We start from the raw sequence: 17,098 nt of genomic DNA, 5'->3' as shown, positions 1-17,098 counted from the left end.
TTCAATCGGTTGCCGGCTCCGGACCTATTCGACGCTCTCGACCGTGAAGAACCACGCAATAGGACTCTCCCGGGGGATCGTGCCGAAATTCCGGTCGCCGAAGGCCATGTTGTAGGTCATATACGCCTCCACCTCGTCGCCCGCGCGACAACCCAACAACGCGAGACGAAGCCCTTTTAGTATGTCGCCGCGCATGTCGAGCGTCAGCGGTTCGAACGACCAGGCCCCGGGGGTCAGCCCCGCCTCGAGGTAGGCCTGCTCCAGCAGCGGATCGTTCGAATAGAACGGAAAGGTGCTGTCGGTGATGTTCGAATAGGTGAACTCGTAGGCCCGGAAGGTGATCGTCACCTTCGACGAGGAGGTTACCTCCGCACGGCTCTCCCGCCCGGGAGCATAGTAGGTCTCGATATAGCGGTAAACCGTGCTGCCCGAAAGGGAATAGAACGGCTGCCGGGCCTCCTTGTCGGCCTCCGACTCCTCGACGAGCGCCGGGGCGTGGGACGATTCGAGATAGGAGACCAGCTTCTCCCGCTGCTGGGGCAGCACCTCCTCCTCGTTCGAGCAGGCACAGCACAGCGCGACGAGCGCGGCAAGGGCGTATATCACTCTTTTCATCGGCATATAATCGTGCAAATTTACAAAAACAATCCGATTTCCGCACAACAAACGCAAAAAAACGCCTCCGCAGCATGCCGCCGAAGAAAAAAAGAGAACGGAAAGGCGAAGACCGGAAGGCGCAGCCGCGCTTCCGGAGGAGAGGGAAGGCCGGAAAGGAAACGGACCGGGAAAGCGGGGGGGGGTAACCCAAAGGGCGAAGCCCCCGAAGGCCGGTTACGGAAAATGCAGCGGCGGACCGCAGTGCGGAAGCAGCCGGAAAATGCGGAGACGGTCCGGGAGAACACGGGAAACAGGACGGGGAAACACAGGGAACGGAACGGCTGCGGGAGCGGCCGCCGGCGCCGGAGGCGTAAGGGCCGGCCGTCAAAGACGTTTGAGAGCCATGCGCACCAGCTCCTCGACCGAGGCCGACGGAGATTCGCGGACGACGGCGCGCAGCACCTTTTCGGCCGCCGAGCGGGCGAAGCCGAGCATGACCAGCGCCGAGAGGGCCTCGTCGATCTCCCCGCCGCCGGCAGCGGCGGCCAACGGCGCACCCTCCCCGGCGCCCAGCGCGGTGAGCTTGCCCGTAAGCTCCACGATGATCTTCTGAGCCGTCTTGAGCCCCAGCCCCTTCACGTTCTTCAGCAGCACGGCGTTGCCCGACGAGATGATCCCCTGCAATTCGCGCGGCGAATAGGTCGAGAGAATCATCCGCGCCGTATTGCCGCCCACGCCCGAAACGCCGATCAGAAGCCGGAACAGCTCGCGCTCCACGCGCGTCGAGAAGCCGTAGAGCAACTGCGCATCCTCGCGCACGACGTAGTGCACGAAGAGCTTCGCGCGCTCGGCGTGTTCGATCGCCGAATAGGTTTCGAGCGAGATATTGAGGTAGTACCCTACCCCGCCGACGTCGATGACGGCATAGGCGGGAGCCGCCTCGGCCACGACGCCGCTGATATATTCGTACATAAAAGACAAAATTTAGACGCGGACGGGCAAAAATAAAGAAATTTTCCTACCTTTGTGTCTCAAATACGGAATAATTACCAAAAACCGAAAAAAACGATATGAAAAAAACTCTCTTTCCGGTGCTGGCTGCAGCGCTCGTAATGACCGCCTGCGGCACGAAAACGACGGAACAGACCGCTCAGACGGCCCAGACCGAAACGACGGCCCGGGTCGGCGCGAGCGATATCGCCTACGTGCAGGTCGAAGCCGTGCTGGCGCAGTGCGACCTCTTCCTGACCGAAGGCAAGGCCCTGCAGGAGAAGACCGAGAAGGCGCAGAAGAGCTGGGCGCAGCGCGAGCAGAACCTCCAGGCCGAGGTGGCGCAGTTGCAGGAGAAGTTCCAGAAGGGGCTCATCACCTCGCGCGACGCGCAGGCACAGCAGGAGAGCCTCCAGAAACGGGCGGCATCCTATCAGAACAACGCCCAGAAGGAGGCCCAGTCGCTCGACGAGGAGAACTACGTCTTCACGAACCGGGCGCAGGACCTGCTCAACCGCGCCGTGCAGCAGATCAACGCCGACAGGAAGTACAAGCTCATCATCAACGCCTCGGCGCTCATCGACGCCGACACGACGCTCAACATCACGCCTGCCGTATTGCAGAAGGTCAATGAGCTGTACGCCGCCGACAAAAAGGCCGAGAAGAAGTAAAACGGCCGGACAAAAGGCAAAAAAGCGGTTTCCACGACAGCGGGGAAGCCGTTTTTTTCATACATTTGCAGGAAAACTGACAACGGATTAATTTTTCGAAGCAATGGGATTCGTTCCGTTCACATTCATCGACTTCATGGACATCATCCTGGTCGCCGCGATCATGTACTGGATCTACCGCATGACCAAGGGAACCAACGCCCCCTACATCCTTTCGGGGATCATCGCCATCTACCTGCTGTGGGTGATCGTGCGGGCGCTGAACATGGAGTTGCTCTCGACCATTCTCGGACAGTTGATCTCGGTGGGCGCCATCGCCCTGATTATCGTCTTCCAGCCCGAGCTGCGGAGGTTTCTGCAGATGATCGGGATGCGTCAGAAACAGTTCAACTTCATCACCCGCATCTTTTCCTCGGGCGAAGACCGCGTGCAGACGAACGTCGTGCCGATCGTCACGGCCTGCCGCGAAATGGCCGAGACGAAGACCGGAGCGCTGATCGTCATCGGACAGCGGAGCGACCTGCGGCTCATCGCCGAAGGCGGCATCGCCCTCGACGCCAAGGTTTCGACGCCGCTGCTGAAGAACATCTTCTTCAAGAACGCCCCGCTGCACGACGGCGCCGCACTGATCGAAGGCGACCGCATCGTGGCGGCCAAGTGCATCCTCCCGGTGACGCAGAGCGCCGTGCCCAAGTCCTACGGCACGCGCCACCGTGCGGCGATCGGCATGAGCGAAATCTCGGATGCCATCATCGTCGTCGTGTCGGAGGAGACGGGCGGCATCTCGATCGCCCAGAACGGCGAAATCCGCCGCAACATAGACCCCGTGCATTTGCAACAGACCCTCCAACGCTACCTGACGATCAATTCGCGCAAGCAGTCGAAAGGCGAGGTGGCGGAGTGAGCGGACCGCCGCACGAAGAGAAGCGGACGGAGAAGCTCCCCAACGAGTTCGGGCTTACGATTTCACCCCTGTCGGGAGATCGCGCCGACAGGGGTGATTCTTATTTGCAGAGACGTGCCGGACAGCAGGCTCCGGACGAAACGGCGAACGCGAAGGCCCCGAAAGCCAGCGGAGACCGGACGGCACAGCCGCCGAAGTCTCCCCTAACCCGGAGACAACGGGAACCGGACACGGATGCGGGAGAAAAACAGAAGCCGGAGGGACAAATGCCAGGCCCCAAAAGGACGGGAGACGGCAAAGGGCAGAAAGCCCCGAGAAAGCCTCGGAGAGCCAAGCGAAAGAGAACCGGACGGAAGAGACCGGGAACAGCGGGAAACCCGGCGAGGTATAAACCGAAATTCCGCGAGGAGTGAATCCCCGCGGAACGAAAAGGTTATTTCTCCCGGTCGCCGGATTACTCGGCGGGAGTCTCGGCAGGCTGTGCGGGCTGCTCGGCTGGAATCTCGGCCTGCGGCATCGCGGGAGCGGCCTCGGTGTCGAGCAGTTGCTCCTGCAACGCCTTAGCGTCCTTCGAAATCTCCGAATTGCTCTGGGCGACGAGGCCCTTGTCCATGGCCAGCGTGGCCACGAGGCTCAGCACCACGATGGCGATGGCCATCGTCCAGGTGAACTTCTCCAGGAAGTTCGTCGTTTCACGCACACCCATCACCTGGTTCGACGCGCCGAAATTGGCGGCCATGCCGCTCTTGGGGTTCTGCACCAGTACCGCGAGAATGACCAGAACGCTCGCAATGAGAATCAGGGCAATGCAAATCGTGTATAACATATCCTCAATTATTAATTATTTTTTATTGTTCTTCAATTTTGCCGATAAGTTCGGCAAAGTAAACACTTTTTTCGGGATTTAGCAAACTTAATTTGCGATAAATCGCTATGGCTTCGCGGCGAAGCCCCTGCGAAAGGTAGATCGCCGCCAGCTCCTCGCTCACGATCTCGTCCTCGTCGTCCAATTCGGGAGCGGTGCGCACCTCGCAGTCGGGCGCCCCGTCGTCGGCCACGATACGCAGATCCTCCTCGCGCAGGAACCGGTCGATGACCTCCTCCGAAGAGAGCCGCGTGAGGGCCTCCGCATCCACCGCCGCACGACGCAGGGAACTCTCCCCGCGCCACGGAGCGAAGAGCGCCAACTGCGGATCGGCATCGCCCGTTTGCAGTTCGCGCATCACGCGAACCGGCGCGAACCATCCGTAACGTCCGACGGCGGCGGCGACCTCCCCGGCCGGAGGGAGCGACGCTCCGGCGGGCGATGCGAAAAACGCTTTCAGAGAGTCCATATCGCCATTTACCAGTTGGAGGCCGAAGCCTGGAAGATGTCCGTGACGAGCTTATCGACGATCAGCGGAATGAGCGTTCCCTCGACCTCGGTAAGCAACTGCGTCGATTCGTAGTCCTCGAAGGCCGTGAAGGTGCGGTTGAACGACATGCTCTCGTCGAGCGCGTTCGTGAAACGCACCTTGACGGTGATCGTCAGGCGGTTCAACAGCGCGTATTCGTCGCTCGACACCGAGGAGGTCGTCGAGGTGTAGTTCGTGATCTCGCCCTCGAAGGCGAAATCGCCCCCCTCGTCCACCTGCGTCAGGCGCGTCCGGCGCGTGAAAATATCGACCAGCGCCTCGGTGAGCGTCGAACTCAGAATGGGCGACACCATCGTGGCGTTGTTGGGGAAATAGGCCACCGAGAAGGTCTTGGCGTCGGGCGGGATTGACGCGCCCGAGAGCGAATACTTGATGGCCACGCCGCAGCCGGTCAAAAGCACGGCGCAAAACGAGAACAGGAGAATGCGTGTCTTCTTCATAAGCTAATTTTCCGCTATACCCAGCTCCTTGATCTTCCGGTAGAGGGTGCGTTCGGACATGAAAAGTTCGGCGGCGGCCTCGCGGCGGCGGCCGTTGTTGCGGCGCAGGGCGCGGATGATCTGCTCGCGCTGCATGTCGGCCTTGGTCCGCTCGCGCGGCGGGTCGTCGGTCACCTCCTCGCTCTCGGCATAGACCGGAGCGGGCTGCACGGGAGCGAGGCTGCTCTGCGCGGCGGACGGCAGCAGCCCCCGAATGTCGCGCACCGGCTCCTGGCAGCGGCCCGAAGCCTGCATCAGTTCGGCCATCATGCGCTTGAGGTCGTTGATGTCGGCGCGCATGTCGAAGAGCACCTTGTAGAGCAGCTCCCGCTCGGTGGACATGTCGTCGTCCATACGGACCGAACCGGCGGCCACGGGGGCTCCGGCCTCCTGCCGGGGCAGGTACTTCGACAGCACCTCCGCGGTGATGACCCGCGCCTGCTCGATGGCCGAAATCTGCTCGGCGACGTTTTTCAACTGGCGGATGTTGCCCCGCCAATAGTAGTGCATGAGCATCTGCCGCGCCCCCTCGTCGAGCGTCACGGCCGGCATGCGGTACTGCACGGCCACGTCGGCGGCGAATTTGCGGAACAGCAGCGGGATGTCCTCCGGGCGTTCGCGCAGCGACGGCACGACGATGGGAACTGTGCTCAGGCGGTAGAAGAGGTCCTCACGGAAACGCCCCTGGGCGATGGCCTCCTGCAGGTTCATGTTCGTCGCGGCGACGACGCGGACGTTCGTCTTCTGCACCTTCGACGACCCGACACGGATGAATTCGCCCGTCTGCAACACGCGCAGCAGGCGCGCCTGCGTCGGATGCGGCAGCTCGGCCACCTCGTCCAGGAAGATCGTGCCGCCGTCGGCCTCTTCGAAATAACCCTTCCGGGCCTCCGTGGCTCCGGTGAAGGCCCCCTTTTCATGGCCGAAAAGTTCCGAGTCGATGGTTCCTTCGGGAATCGCCGCGCAGTTCACGGCGATGTATTTGTTGTGCTTGCGCGCGGAATAGGCATGGATGACCTGCGGGAAGAACTCCTTGCCCACGCCGCTTTCGCCCGTGACGAGTACCGTCAGGTCGGTGGGAGCCACGCGCAGGGCCACCTCCAGCGCCCGGTCCAGAAGTTCCGAAGTGCCGATGATGCCGAAGCGTTGTTTTACGGTTGCGATCTCTGTCATTGGGTTCGTATGATGTTCGGGTTCGGTGCGGCGGTCACACGGCGGAAGCGGATGCCGGAACCGGCACGGCATCGGAAACGCCCGTCTCCCCCGCCGCGGCAGCATCGGGCTGCGGTTCGTCCGGCACGGCGGGAGCGGCCCACTCCGCCTCGATCTGCCGCTCGCGGTAGTCGCGGTAATAACCGTATCCGATCGCGGCGAGCGCCAGCACGGCGGCGATCACGGCGATCCAGATGAAACGGTCCGTACGGCGGCGCGGGACGCGGCCGACATAGGTGTAGGCATCGGTATTCTTCGGCGGACGGCCGTAACGCAGGCCGCGCACCGAGGGATCGGGGTTCAGTTTGGCCGAAGGCGACACGTGCGGTTCGTCGAAAGCCTGCTTCACGGCCTCGGTCAGCCGTCCGGGATGCACGCGCGGCGTGCGGACCGGGGCAGCGGGCGCCTCTCCGGAACCGTCGGCCGCTGCGGCCGCACCAACCGGCGTCTCCTTTCCTACGGTCTCCGCAGCCGGGGATTCCGGGGAGGCCGTCCCGGACACGGGAGCGGGGTCGTAGCGGAAGGCGACGGTCCCGTTCGGACCGGCGGCGAGAACGCCGAAACCGGGCAGCGGATACTCCCCGCCGTGTTCCGCGGCATGGCGCACCTCGAAAACGAACCGGTCGATCTCGCCCGCGGCCTCCAGCTCGTTCATTCCCCGCTCCGAAAGCAGACGGCGCAGCACGCCGTCGTCGCGTTTGAGCAGTTCCGAAAAGAGCACGGCATGTCCCGGCTCCTTGACGATGAAAGCCCCCAGTTGGGGAACGACGAGCCGCTTGTGCGACTCCAGGTATTGCGATATGACAAGACTCAGCACGATTCCGAAAGCAGGTTTAATCCGGCTTCAAAATTACCTTTTTTCCGAGAAAAGACCAAATATTCGCTTCCCAATTCGCAGGAAGGGCCGAGCGGCGGCGGGAAACGGCCGGACGGAAGGCCGAGTCCCCCGCCGGCAAAAGCGGCCGACAGACGACAGGCAGCCGGCAGCCGCCGCGGGCCTTCAGTTTTCCCGGCCGGAGAGGTCGGCGCGGATCAGACCTCGGGCGACGGCCCGCATCGTGAGATCGACCGAGTTGCGGGCTCCGAGTTTGGCGAAGAGATGCTTGCGGTAGGTTTCGACCGTATTCTGCGAAAGCGACATGCGGCGGGCGATCTCCGCCGTACTGTGCCCCTCGGCGATCCGTTCGAGCACCTCCTGCTCGCGGCGCGTGAGCGGATCGGGTCCGGAACCGCACAGCAAACGCCGGCGGAGCTGTTCGAAGCGGGGACAGAAATAACGGCCCCCGAATGCCACGGCACGGACGGCGCGGGCGAGCTCCCCGGCATCGGAATCCTTCATCACGACGCCCTGCACGCCGCTTTGCAGCAGGCGATTGACGGTCCATATCTCGTTGTGCATGGTATTGACGACGATCCGGGCCGCAGGGTCCTGCCGCCGGATGGCGTCGATCAGTTCGAATCCCGGCAGATCGGGCAGTTCGAGATCGACGACGCAAAGGTCGAAGCGCCTGCTGCGGAGCGCCTGCAAAGCCTCTGCGGCGCTGCGGACCGCGACCAGATCGCCCGCCGTTCCTTCGCGTTCGAGGCTCTGGCGGATACCGAGCAGAATCAGCTCGTGGTCGTCCACGAGCAGCAGGGCGAGTTTTTCGGCGTGTCCGGCGGCGGTCATAGCGCGATCTCCAAAGTAAGCGTCGTGCCCGTATCGGTGCGTTCGAGGCGCATCCCTCCGCCGATGGTCCGCAACCGGTCGGCCACGGTGCGCAGGCCGATTCCCTGCGTGCGCTGCTGCCGACGGTCGGGCGCACGGCCGTCGTCGCGGACCGTGCAGACGATCCGGCGCGCCTCGCGGCGCAGCTCGACGTCGATCAGCGTCGCGCCGCTGTGACGGACCAGGTTGCTCATCACCTCCTGCAGGATGCGGTAGAGCTCGTAGGAGACCTTCGGCGGAATGTCGCCCCAGCCGTCCGGCGACGAGGAGCGGTAGCGCAGATCGACCGCCGGAGGCAGTTCGAGATGGGATGTGTAGTCGCCTATCATCTCGTCGAGCGTGGCGTATTGCAGCGCGGGCGGCATCAGTTCGTGCGAAATGTTGCGCACGCTCTCGCGCATCAAGGCCAGCAGCTCCACCGCCTCGCGCTGCGCCCCGGGAGTCGGATCGGCATGGCGCATGCGCATCTCCAGCCCCAGCAGGTCGCTGCAGATGCCGTCGTGCAACTCCCGGGCCAGCCGCGTACGCTCGGCCTCCAGTCCGTCGATGTACTTGCGGGCCAGCCGCAGGTCGGTCTGCCGACGGAACGCCTCGAACTCCCGTTCGCGGGCCCGCCCGCGGGCGATCTGACGCCTGCGCAGGAAGAGCAGCAGCGACACGGCCGCGGCGAGCAGTACGATCAGCACCACCGACCAGACGACGTAGCGCATCGTCGAGACCCGTTGCAGGGCCCGTTCCTCGCGCAGCGTGGCGATCTCCAGCTCCTTCTGCTGCGCATCGTAACGGGCCGAGAAATCCGACAACTGTTCCTGGAAACGCGCCCCGGAGACCGAATCCTGCACGGCATAGCATTCGGCCATGGTCCGGTAGGCCTCGGCGTAGCGGCCCAGTCCGGCTTCGGCCCGCGCGATGCGGTTGAGCAGCAGCGGCCGGGGAGTCGCCAGGTTGCCCTCCTCGGCCAGCAGCTCGCGGTACAGCCGCAGGCTTTCGCCGTAACGGCCCGTATTGAGGTAGAACTGCGCGATGACCTCCTTGTAGCCCAGCCCCTCGACGCTGCCGGGAGCCACCCGCCCGAGGTAAGGTTCCGTCAGGGAGATGTAGCGGCGCACGGAATCGGGCCGGCCGAGAAGCGTGAAGTTGCTGATGAGCGGCGCGGCGCATTTGACCACGAACGTAGGCATGTCCGCCCGCACGGCGAGCGCATAGGCGTCGCGCAGCGTGGCGGCAGCCTCCTCACGGCGTTCGAGCAGGACCTGGATGCTGCCCAGCGTCTGGTAGGCGTAGAGCTGCTGCCCCGTCTCGTCGCTCCGGAGCGAGCGTTCCAACCCCTTCCGGGCATAGACCAGCGCCTCGTCGAGCCGCCGCGTATTGGCATAGAGCACGGCGATGTTGATGTAGAGATTCGCCACCGACGACTCCTCGCCGCTCGCCTCGGCCAGTTCGGCGGCGCGGGAGTAGCAGACGAAGGCCGAGTCGGGCATCTCGCACCGCCGGTAAACCACGCCCAGCGCCGAAAGCGCGTCGATGCGCAGCGACCCGATGCCGAGCGCTTCGGCCTCGCGGAGCGTCCGGAACAGCCACTCCTTGGCCCGGGGCATGTCGCCGGCCGAAAAGAAAGCGTTGGCGCAGTTGTTCAGCAGCGTGGCGTGGAGCTCCGACGGCGTGTCCGGCAGCAGAGCCAGCCCGCGCTCGGCGTAGAGGCGCGACGAGTCGGCCGAAATATAGTTGTAGTAGCCGCTCAGATCGGCGCAGACCGAAGCCACGGAGTCGTTTTTCACGGCTCCGCCGGCCATCGCCTCGGCACGGCGCAGGCGGCCGAGCAACCCTTCCAGTTCGTCGGCGGGTGCGGCCGCCGCAGCCGCGAAGGAACAGGCAGCGGCAAGACAGCCCGTCATCAGGATTCGTTTCATCGGGTTTTCGTCGGGTTTGTTGCGTCTTCTTCGACAAAGATAGCAAAAAAGAGCCGCCGAAGCGTTTCGGCGGCTCTTTTTTATTCAGAACAGGCGGACCTTGCCGTTCTGGGTCTTCTCCCAGCGGCGTCCGTACTGGTCCTCGAAAGCCGTTTCGCTGACCTTGTTCAGATTGCAGATGCCGCACGAAGGGTCTTCCACCTTGGCGTCGCACGTCTCGTCGCCCTGCATGAGGGGCCAACTCCCGTCCGTATCCGCACCGCCGCCCGAGCCGCCTCCGAAGCCGCCCAGCGACAGACCGCCGCCCCCGCCGGAACCGCCGAAGGCCATCGAAAGGACGTCCAGCTTGATGAACAGCAGCCAGAAGAGCAGGATGATGCACGCCGCGACGATCACGTAGCTCACCAGACTCACCACCGTGACGACAGTCACCCCGGCTGCGGTCAGCAGGTAAACGGCGAACGGGAATTTCCCCGTACCGGGATTGCGGAACAGCCCCCTGAAGCCCTCGCCGGCCTTCATCTTCCACACGGCGATCAGCGTCAGCAGTCCGAAGACGATGTAGAGCAGATCGTAACCTACGCCGTCGGGCCGGACATCACGCAGGTTGAAAAAGAAGAACGACACGAACCACGACAGAATGAAAGCGAGGTCGATGCGCGCCACCCAGCGGACCGGACGGGCGAAATTCGCATCGCGGCGGTGGAGGAACCAGAGGACGGGCGGAGCGAGCAGCACCGCCAGGCAGAGCAGGCCGAGAAGCCAGCTTAGCGCGACAATCAGATAAACGTAAGCCATGACCGCCGGGGTTTAACGGTAAGTGAAGGTATAAATATAAGTATTCGTACCCTTTCCGACCGGAGTCCGGGTTTCATTGGCGATGGTACACTTGTATCCGCCCTCCGGATAGTCGGGATTCACCAGTTCGTCGCCCACCACGATGTCGTATTCATAGCGAATCCTCGTGCAGAGCTCCTCCTGGGAAACGGTCGCAATCGAACCGTCGTCGTTGAAGGCATAGCGGAGCGTCTCGTCCCACTCGTATTCGCAATATTCGGAACTCTGATGAACCGTGACGTTCGGTTCCGGCCACGATCCCATCTCATCCCCGGACACCGATTCGTCTCCTCCGTCGTAACGCACGACATACCGGTCGGATCCCCGTCCCACGAGCCGCAGCAACGCCAGCCGGTCGAGCGGACCGAGGATATCGGAGTAGTTCTCCGTACCGTCGTAGAGCAGTCCGCCCATGAAAAGCGCATTGGGGTCGATGTTCAGCAGATCGTTCTTCACGTCGCCGAAATAGCGTTCGAACCCGTCGGCCGAGTTCTCACCCTCGTCGTCGCAGACCGTACCGCCCGAAACGACGCCGTCCGTATAGTCGAAGGTCGTCCACCCCGACGAATAGCCGGCGGACCATTCCTGACGTATCAGCCGTCCCGCGTCGTCGTATCCGAAATCGCAGACAAAGGGGGTGCTTATCGCGGTGGGCAGTTCGACGTGCCGGACATACCCCGCATCGTTCAGGGAGACGGTATAGCGTTCCGGCATGCCGCCGTCCGAAAAATCATAGGCCTCCTCGATGCGGATTTCGTCCGCGACCGAGTAGTCGAGCCGGCAGACGCGCCGGTCGGAAACGCTGCCGTCACGATCCACTTCGATCGAATATTCGACGATACGGTCGCGGTCGTCGTACTTGAAAACATAGGTATCGGTATCGAACCGGTCCTCGCAGCCCGACCAGTAGTCGATCGTCTGGTCGATCCGGCTGACGAGCTTCCGCACCGAAGGTTCGGGCACGGCGGGGTCGTCGTCATCCTCGTCGGGAACCTCGCCCTCCTCGGTCGTGCCCTTCTGCTCGACGGTGATCGTGATCTTCGTCGAGCCGCACTCGATCGTGATCGTAGCACGACGGTCCTTGCCCGTGGCGTTCACCCCGAGCCCGATCGTAATCGTGTAGTCGCCCGCCGCATCGCCGTGGTCCGGGGAGACGGTCACCCACGACGGCGACCCGCCGGATACCTCGGCGCGGGTCTCGGCCACCGTGGCGCGCCACGGACCCGTCGTCGTGAACGAAATGCCCTCGGAAGGAGTGCCCGAGGTCTCGTCGGCGAAAATCGTGTAGTCTTTCGGCGTGCCGGGAGCCAACTGGATGTCCTTGCCTCCGTCGCCGCCGTTGTCGTCCGAGCAGCCAGCCAAAGCGGCCGCCGCGAACAGGAACGCGAAAATACGTTTCATAATCAATCGTTTGTCGTTCGGATCGGACCGCTGCCGCCGGAAGCTTCGGCGCAACCGGCGGCAACGGCACGAATCATTCGGTGTAGGTGATTACGGTTTCGAAGCTCTTGTACGGCTGTTCGACGTACGAGCTGTGCCTCTTCTGCGTGATCTTGATCAGCAGGCCGTCGGCGTCGGTCTGGTAAACGTACTCGTAAGAGTCTCCGTCGGAATATCCGGCAAACATATATCCAGTGACCGTTTCGGCCATATACGCCGACCGTTTGCCCGTAAGGCCGATGAGCGGGAAGATGTTGTCGGCATCTCCCGAAGCGAAGGCCCAGCCTTCGGTCTTCAGTACGCAGAACCAGTTCAGGTCGAGGTTGGTCTTGTTGGGAACCGTTCCGTAGCTCGCCTTGTCGATCACATCCTGCCCGTCGATCGTTCCCCACCACACTTCGGTCGGGTTGCCGCCCGTCCACGTGATACGCTCCTCGCCGTCCTCGGAGGAGACCGATTTCACCAGATACCCTTCGGCATCGTAAAACAGTTCGTACGTGGCGGAAGTCGGGGTACCACCGTCTTCGTCGTAGTACGAGGTCCATTTGCCCGACACGGCGCGCCCGGCCTCGTCCAGTTCGACCGAACCGGTATCCTTTCGGGAATCCGCCACGCCGTTCTCCTCGCGCGTTATCTCGTAGGAAACGCTCCGGTCGCCGTAGGTAAAAGCGGCCGTGAACGTGACGGGAACGCGCGTACGGGTGGCAGCGGACGCAGCGGGAATCCGCCTGCGGATAAAGGCCGGAGAGGGCTCATTCGTCTCGGAATAGGTCTCCACGACCATCTTCGTCAGGCGGGACTTCTCGTCGTAGAAATAATTCACGATTTCTCCGCCATCTTCCTCGATCCCCGAACCGAAATCGTACCAATAGGTATTCTCCATACGGGAAATCAGCTTCTTGCCGGCCGGCACGACGGGTTCGTCGCCCTCGTCGGGAACCTCGCCCTCCTCGGTCGTGCCCTTCTGTTCGACGGTGATCGTGATCTTCGTCGAGCCGCACTCGATCGTGATCGTAGCACGACGGTCCTTGCCCGTGGCGTTCACCCCGAACCCGATCGTAATCGTGTAGTCGCCCGCCGCATCGCCGTAGTCCGGGGAGACGGTCACCCATGACGGCGACCCGCCGGATACGTCGGCACGGGTCTCGGCAACCGTGGCGCGCCACGGACCCGTCGTCGTGAACGAAATGCCCTCGGAGGGCGTGCCCGAAGTCTCGTCGGCGAAAATCGTGTAGTCTTTCGGCGTGCCGGGAGCCAACTGGATGTCCTTGCCTCCGTCGCCGCCGTTGTCGTCCGAGCAGGCGCAGAAAGCGGCCGCTGCGAACAGGAATGCGAAAATGCGTTTCATGATTCGTCATTTTTCAGGTTATTTACGGGATGCAATGTGTTTGACTTCGTATGTGCGGGGATTCGAACGGTCCGTCTCTCCTTCGGAGGTCAGCCCGTACTCGACGGCCTCGGTGACATAGCCTTCGGCATCCACCTCGTATTCCATGCAGAAATCATCCTTGTAGGACCATTCGCCGTCGCCTCTCGTCCCTTGCATGAGGTTGCGGTTCCGGACGCCCAGCAGTCCGGCCCACGCCAGCTCCTCGTACCACGAAGGAAGCTCGTTCCATGCGCCGATGAAATCCGGCCGTTCGCGGTTCTCCAGATCGGTATAGGTAAACCGCGTCACGTCGCTCTCGCCGTCCGGACTGCCGTAGCGGCTCTCCACGAGGTTGCCGTTTTCCCACACGTAATCCTCCCACTCGTCCTCCTGCTCGGTGCGGATCAGACGGTTTTCGGAATCGTATTCATAGGTGGTGATGTCCGCCGACTCTCCGGAACGGCTCCGCTCGACCCGTTCGGCATACCCCGCGGCGTTGAGCCAGACCGTAAAGTGCGTATCCTCCTCGGGGTTGGCGATCCGCACGACGCCGTCGCCGTACTCGTATTCGTACGTTCGGGTAACCGTCTCGACCGTTCCGGGAGATACGACCTCGTTCGTCGTCTCCTTCCAGCGGACCAGCCGGTTCCGCTCGTCGTAGGTCAGCTCGATGCGTCTGTCCTCCACGCCGGGAGAGTCGTTGAAGTAGCAATACACCTCCGAAACCAGTTGCACGCCGGCCGGTACGACGGGTTCGTCGCCCTCGTCGGGAACCTCGCCCTCCTCGGTCGTGCCCTTCTGCTCGACGGTGATCGTGATCTTCGTCGAGCCGCACTCGATCGTGACCGTAGCACGACGGTCCTTGCCCGTGGCGTTCACCCCGAGCCCGATCGTAATCGTGTAGTCGCCCGCCGCATCGCCGTGGTCCGGGGAGACGGTCACCCACGACGGCGACCCGCCGGATACCTCGGCGCGGGTCTCGGCAACCGTGGCGCGCCACGGACCCGTCGTCGTGAACGAAATGCCCTCGGAAGGAGTGCCCGAGGTCTCGTCGGCGAAAATCGTGTAGTCTTTCGGCGTACCGGGAGCCAACTGGATGTCCTTGCCTCCGTCGCCGCCGTTGTCGTCCGAGCAGGCGCAGAAAGCGGCCGCCGCAGCGGCCAGCAACAAAGTGCGGAATCTTCTCATAAATAGTATTGAAGTCGATCGTTCCTCCGCCCGCTCCCCGGCGAAGGATTGTTAAAAATACAGAAAGCGTGGAGCCGAAGCCTATTTCACTTAAGCAGGTTCTGGAAAACCCCGGAGATGAAACGAGCGACAGCCCCACGCCTGTATCCACGATGGGATAAGACGCGGGAATGTTTGCTTACTCTCTCTCCTTTGAATTTTCCAGATTCGCTTAACGAGAATAAACTTACACTTTCCGTGTTGGTCAATATGTTACCGCAAAAATAGGAAACATATCCGGAATTTGCAACGGTATGCCGGCCGAAGCCGCTCTCCGGCCACGGCCGGACGGCAGAAACCGCCTTGCGGCGCACGGCCGAACGTCGCATTCCGGCTCTCCGGACCGCAATGCGGCGGCACGGACGGACCCCCGACGGAAAAAACTGCTGTCGTTTCATGGCGAATCGTTCGAAATCTGTCGCGGTCATCCGTTGCGGTCCCGGGCATCCCGGATGGCGCGGCGGCGGACCGCCGGCCGAAAGACGCCCGGACGAAACGGATTCGGGAGCAAAGATCGGAGAATGTCTTCATATAAACATCACCGTTTTCCGGGATACGGGCGTTTTTTAATCCGTTCGGGGCTTTTTCCGACAACCGCTCCGGCCCCCTGTCCGGCCGCCTGCGACGCATTCCGGCATCCCGCGTCCTCCTTCCGGACCGGCCGGAGAGAACACCGCACGACGCTTTCCGCTCTTCGGACCGCCATCCGGAAACGGCCCCGCCCGTTCCCCCGGAACGTCCGGGACGCACGCCGCACGGAAGCGGAGGACGGCAAATCGTCGCAATCACCCTGTTTTTCGGAAAATAATCGACCGAACAGTTGGTTATCCGAAAAATATTCACCTACTTTGCATCCCGAAAATTACGGGAATCCGGACGAGCCACTTCGGCCGAAATCGAAGCATGTAGCGAAGCCGGATTCCGAAAACCGCCGCAAACGAGACATGAAAGACAAGTACATCGATCTGATCGAACAGTCGTTCGATTTTCCGCAGGACGAGTTTTCCGTCGAGGACAGCGAGCTGCTCTTCCACGACATTCCGCTCATGGAGCTGATAAAACAGTACGGAACACCGCTGAAAATCACCTATCTGCCGAAAATTTCGCAACAGATCAACCGCGCCAAGCGCATGTTCAACGTGGCGATGGCCAAGGTCGATTACAAGGGTTCGTACAACTACTGCTACTGCACCAAGTCGAGCCATTTCTCGTTCGTGCTGGAGGAGGCGATGAAGAACGACATCCACCTCGAAACCTCGTCGGCATACGACATCCACATCATCAACGCCCTCTACGACGGCGGCATCATAGACAAGGACCGCTACATCATCTGCAACGGATTCAAGCGTCCGCAGTATGTGGAGAACATCGCCCAGTTGGTGAACGACGGATTCACCAACACGATTCCCGTCCTGGACAACAAGGAGGAACTGGACCTGTTCGAGGACGCCTTCACCAAGAAGTGCAAGGTCGGCATCCGCATCGCCTGCGAGGAGGAACCCAAATTCGAGTTCTACACTTCGCGTCTGGGAATCCGCTACAACGACATCGTGGAGTTCTACAAGGCCAAGCTCAAGAACAGCAAGAAGTTCCAGCTCAAGATGCTGCACTTCTTCATCAATACGGGCATCAAGGACACGGCCTACTACTGGAACGAGCTGTCGAAGTGCATGAACGTCTATTGCGAGCTGAAGACCGTATGCCCCGACCTGGACAGCCTCAACATCGGCGGCGGATTCCCGATCAAGAACTCGCTCAACTTCGAATACGACTACGAATACCTCACCGAGGAGATCGTGGCCCAGATCAAGAACATCTGCCAGCGCAACGGCGTCGAGGAGCCGAACATCTTCACCGAATTCGGCTCGTTCACCGTGGGCGAAAGCGGCGCGGCGCTCTACTCGATCGTCAATCAGAAACAGCAGAACGACCGCGAGAACTGGTACATGATCGACTCGTCGTTCATCACCACCCTGCCCGACACGTGGGGCATCAACCAGCGCTACATCATGCTGGCGATCAACAACTGGGACAAGGAGTACCAGCGCGTGCTGCTGGGCGGACTGACGTGCGACAGCGAGGACTTCTACAACTCGGAGTGCCACACGAACGCCATCTTCCTGCCCAAGCTCGAAAAGGGCAACACGCAGTATATCGGATTCTTCCACACGGGAGCCTACCAGGAGTCGCTGGGCGGATTCGGCGGCATCCAGCACTGCCTGATTCCCGCGCCGAAGCACGTGATCATCGACCGCGACAAGTCGGACAACGAATATTACACGCGCCTGTTCGCCAAGGAGCAGTCCTACCGCTCGATGCTGCGCATCCTCGGCTACTGA

16 protein-coding genes are annotated in these 17,098 nt (G+C 62.0%); 3 read left to right on the top strand and 13 right to left on the bottom strand.

Features of this window, described 5'->3' with window-relative positions; all coding sequences use genetic code 11:
* Positions 1 to 24: 24 nt before the first annotated feature.
* Together FME97_RS10035 and ruvA are read right to left on the bottom strand one after the other, a co-directional pair.
* On the bottom strand, positions 25 to 615 hold the full coding sequence (locus FME97_RS10035) for an FKBP-type peptidyl-prolyl cis-trans isomerase (protein ID WP_141429506.1): 591 nt from the start codon (positions 613 to 615) through the stop codon (positions 25 to 27).
* A 366-nt stretch (positions 616 to 981) separates the two neighbouring features.
* The gene (gene ruvA / locus FME97_RS10030; protein WP_141429504.1) at positions 982 to 1,569 is read right to left on the bottom strand and encodes a Holliday junction branch migration protein RuvA; all 588 of its coding nucleotides are present in this window, start codon (positions 1,567 to 1,569) and stop codon (positions 982 to 984) included.
* Between the two features lie 98 nt (positions 1,570 to 1,667).
* Here ruvA and FME97_RS10025 point away from each other — a divergent pair, with 98 nt between their 5' ends.
* Together FME97_RS10025 and cdaA are read left to right on the top strand one after the other, a co-directional pair.
* Positions 1,668 to 2,258, top strand: coding sequence for an OmpH/Skp family outer membrane protein (locus tag FME97_RS10025; RefSeq protein ID WP_141429503.1), 591 nt, complete (start codon positions 1,668 to 1,670; stop codon positions 2,256 to 2,258).
* A gap of 103 nt (positions 2,259 to 2,361) precedes the next feature.
* Entirely contained in the window at positions 2,362 to 3,162 is an 801-nt protein-coding gene (gene cdaA / locus FME97_RS10020) for a diadenylate cyclase CdaA (protein ID WP_141429501.1), read from the top strand.
* A gap of 454 nt (positions 3,163 to 3,616) precedes the next feature.
* Here cdaA and secG read toward each other — a convergent pair whose 3' ends face one another.
* The 11 genes from secG to FME97_RS09965 form a co-directional block, all read right to left on the bottom strand.
* Positions 3,617 to 3,988, bottom strand: a complete 372-nt coding sequence (secG, locus tag FME97_RS10015) for a preprotein translocase subunit SecG (RefSeq protein WP_141429499.1) — start codon at positions 3,986 to 3,988, stop codon at positions 3,617 to 3,619.
* 22 nt (positions 3,989 to 4,010) lie between these two features.
* Positions 4,011 to 4,496 (bottom strand): hypothetical protein, encoded by a 486-nt coding sequence (locus FME97_RS10010; RefSeq protein WP_141429497.1) that lies wholly within the window; start codon positions 4,494 to 4,496, stop codon positions 4,011 to 4,013.
* Positions 4,497 to 4,504: 8 nt separating this feature from the next.
* Entirely contained in the window at positions 4,505 to 5,017 is a 513-nt protein-coding gene (locus tag FME97_RS10005) for an LptE family protein (protein ID WP_141429495.1), read from the bottom strand.
* 3 nt (positions 5,018 to 5,020) lie between these two features.
* Positions 5,021 to 6,229: a sigma-54 interaction domain-containing protein gene (locus tag FME97_RS10000; protein ID WP_141429493.1), complete on the bottom strand. Its 1,209-nt coding sequence runs from the start codon at positions 6,227 to 6,229 to the stop codon at positions 5,021 to 5,023.
* Positions 6,230 to 6,263: 34 nt separating this feature from the next.
* Positions 6,264 to 7,085 (bottom strand): hypothetical protein, encoded by an 822-nt coding sequence (locus FME97_RS09995; protein WP_179954809.1) that lies wholly within the window; start codon positions 7,083 to 7,085, stop codon positions 6,264 to 6,266.
* Positions 7,086 to 7,268: 183 nt separating this feature from the next.
* Positions 7,269 to 7,937 (bottom strand): response regulator, encoded by a 669-nt coding sequence (locus FME97_RS09990; protein ID WP_141429491.1) that lies wholly within the window; start codon positions 7,935 to 7,937, stop codon positions 7,269 to 7,271.
* Complete coding sequence (locus FME97_RS09985; RefSeq protein ID WP_141429489.1) at positions 7,934 to 9,886, bottom strand: tetratricopeptide repeat-containing sensor histidine kinase; 1,953 nt, start codon at positions 9,884 to 9,886, stop codon at positions 7,934 to 7,936. The genes FME97_RS09990 and FME97_RS09985 overlap by 4 nt, the downstream gene beginning before the upstream one ends.
* A gap of 84 nt (positions 9,887 to 9,970) precedes the next feature.
* On the bottom strand, positions 9,971 to 10,684 hold the full coding sequence (locus tag FME97_RS09980; RefSeq protein ID WP_141429488.1) for a hypothetical protein: 714 nt from the start codon (positions 10,682 to 10,684) through the stop codon (positions 9,971 to 9,973).
* Positions 10,685 to 10,696: 12 nt separating this feature from the next.
* Positions 10,697 to 12,124, bottom strand: a complete 1,428-nt coding sequence (locus tag FME97_RS09975; protein WP_141429486.1) for a BACON domain-containing protein — start codon at positions 12,122 to 12,124, stop codon at positions 10,697 to 10,699.
* Between the two features lie 73 nt (positions 12,125 to 12,197).
* Positions 12,198 to 13,511, bottom strand: coding sequence for a BACON domain-containing protein (locus FME97_RS09970; RefSeq protein WP_141429485.1), 1,314 nt, complete (start codon positions 13,509 to 13,511; stop codon positions 12,198 to 12,200).
* A gap of 18 nt (positions 13,512 to 13,529) precedes the next feature.
* The gene (locus tag FME97_RS09965; RefSeq protein WP_141429483.1) at positions 13,530 to 14,720 is read right to left on the bottom strand and encodes a DUF4595 domain-containing protein; all 1,191 of its coding nucleotides are present in this window, start codon (positions 14,718 to 14,720) and stop codon (positions 13,530 to 13,532) included.
* Positions 14,721 to 15,703: 983 nt separating this feature from the next.
* Here FME97_RS09965 and FME97_RS09960 point away from each other — a divergent pair.
* Positions 15,704 to 17,098, top strand: coding sequence for a type III PLP-dependent enzyme domain-containing protein (locus FME97_RS09960; protein WP_141429481.1), 1,395 nt, complete (start codon positions 15,704 to 15,706; stop codon positions 17,096 to 17,098).

This window comes from Alistipes dispar, from assembly GCF_006542685.1.
Lineage (GTDB): Bacteria > Bacteroidota > Bacteroidia > Bacteroidales > Rikenellaceae > Alistipes > Alistipes dispar.
This window is presented reverse-complemented; position numbering and strand designations above follow the sequence as displayed.

What these genes read in the sequence shown, in the direction of transcription:
- FME97_RS10035 (WP_141429506.1), bottom strand. Translation starts at nt 615, where the DNA reads ATGAAAAGAGTGATATACGCCCTTGCCGCGCTCGTCGCGCTGTGCTGT.
- ruvA (WP_141429504.1), bottom strand. Translation starts at nt 1,569, where the DNA reads ATGTACGAATATATCAGCGGCGTCGTGGCCGAGGCGGCTCCCGCCTAT.
- FME97_RS10025 (WP_141429503.1), top strand. Translation starts at nt 1,668, where the DNA reads ATGAAAAAAACTCTCTTTCCGGTGCTGGCTGCAGCGCTCGTAATGACC.
- cdaA (WP_141429501.1), top strand. Translation starts at nt 2,362, where the DNA reads ATGGGATTCGTTCCGTTCACATTCATCGACTTCATGGACATCATCCTG.
- secG (WP_141429499.1), bottom strand. Translation starts at nt 3,988, where the DNA reads ATGTTATACACGATTTGCATTGCCCTGATTCTCATTGCGAGCGTTCTG.
- FME97_RS10010 (WP_141429497.1), bottom strand. Translation starts at nt 4,496, where the DNA reads ATGGACTCTCTGAAAGCGTTTTTCGCATCGCCCGCCGGAGCGTCGCTC.
- FME97_RS10005 (WP_141429495.1), bottom strand. Translation starts at nt 5,017, where the DNA reads ATGAAGAAGACACGCATTCTCCTGTTCTCGTTTTGCGCCGTGCTTTTG.
- FME97_RS10000 (WP_141429493.1), bottom strand. Translation starts at nt 6,229, where the DNA reads ATGACAGAGATCGCAACCGTAAAACAACGCTTCGGCATCATCGGCACT.
- FME97_RS09990 (WP_141429491.1), bottom strand. Translation starts at nt 7,937, where the DNA reads ATGACCGCCGCCGGACACGCCGAAAAACTCGCCCTGCTGCTCGTGGAC.
- FME97_RS09985 (WP_141429489.1), bottom strand. Translation starts at nt 9,886, where the DNA reads ATGAAACGAATCCTGATGACGGGCTGTCTTGCCGCTGCCTGTTCCTTC.
- FME97_RS09980 (WP_141429488.1), bottom strand. Translation starts at nt 10,684, where the DNA reads ATGGCTTACGTTTATCTGATTGTCGCGCTAAGCTGGCTTCTCGGCCTG.
- FME97_RS09975 (WP_141429486.1), bottom strand. Translation starts at nt 12,124, where the DNA reads ATGAAACGTATTTTCGCGTTCCTGTTCGCGGCGGCCGCTTTGGCTGGC.
- FME97_RS09970 (WP_141429485.1), bottom strand. Translation starts at nt 13,511, where the DNA reads ATGAAACGCATTTTCGCATTCCTGTTCGCAGCGGCCGCTTTCTGCGCC.
- FME97_RS09965 (WP_141429483.1), bottom strand. Translation starts at nt 14,720, where the DNA reads ATGAGAAGATTCCGCACTTTGTTGCTGGCCGCTGCGGCGGCCGCTTTC.
- FME97_RS09960 (WP_141429481.1), top strand. Translation starts at nt 15,704, where the DNA reads ATGAAAGACAAGTACATCGATCTGATCGAACAGTCGTTCGATTTTCCG.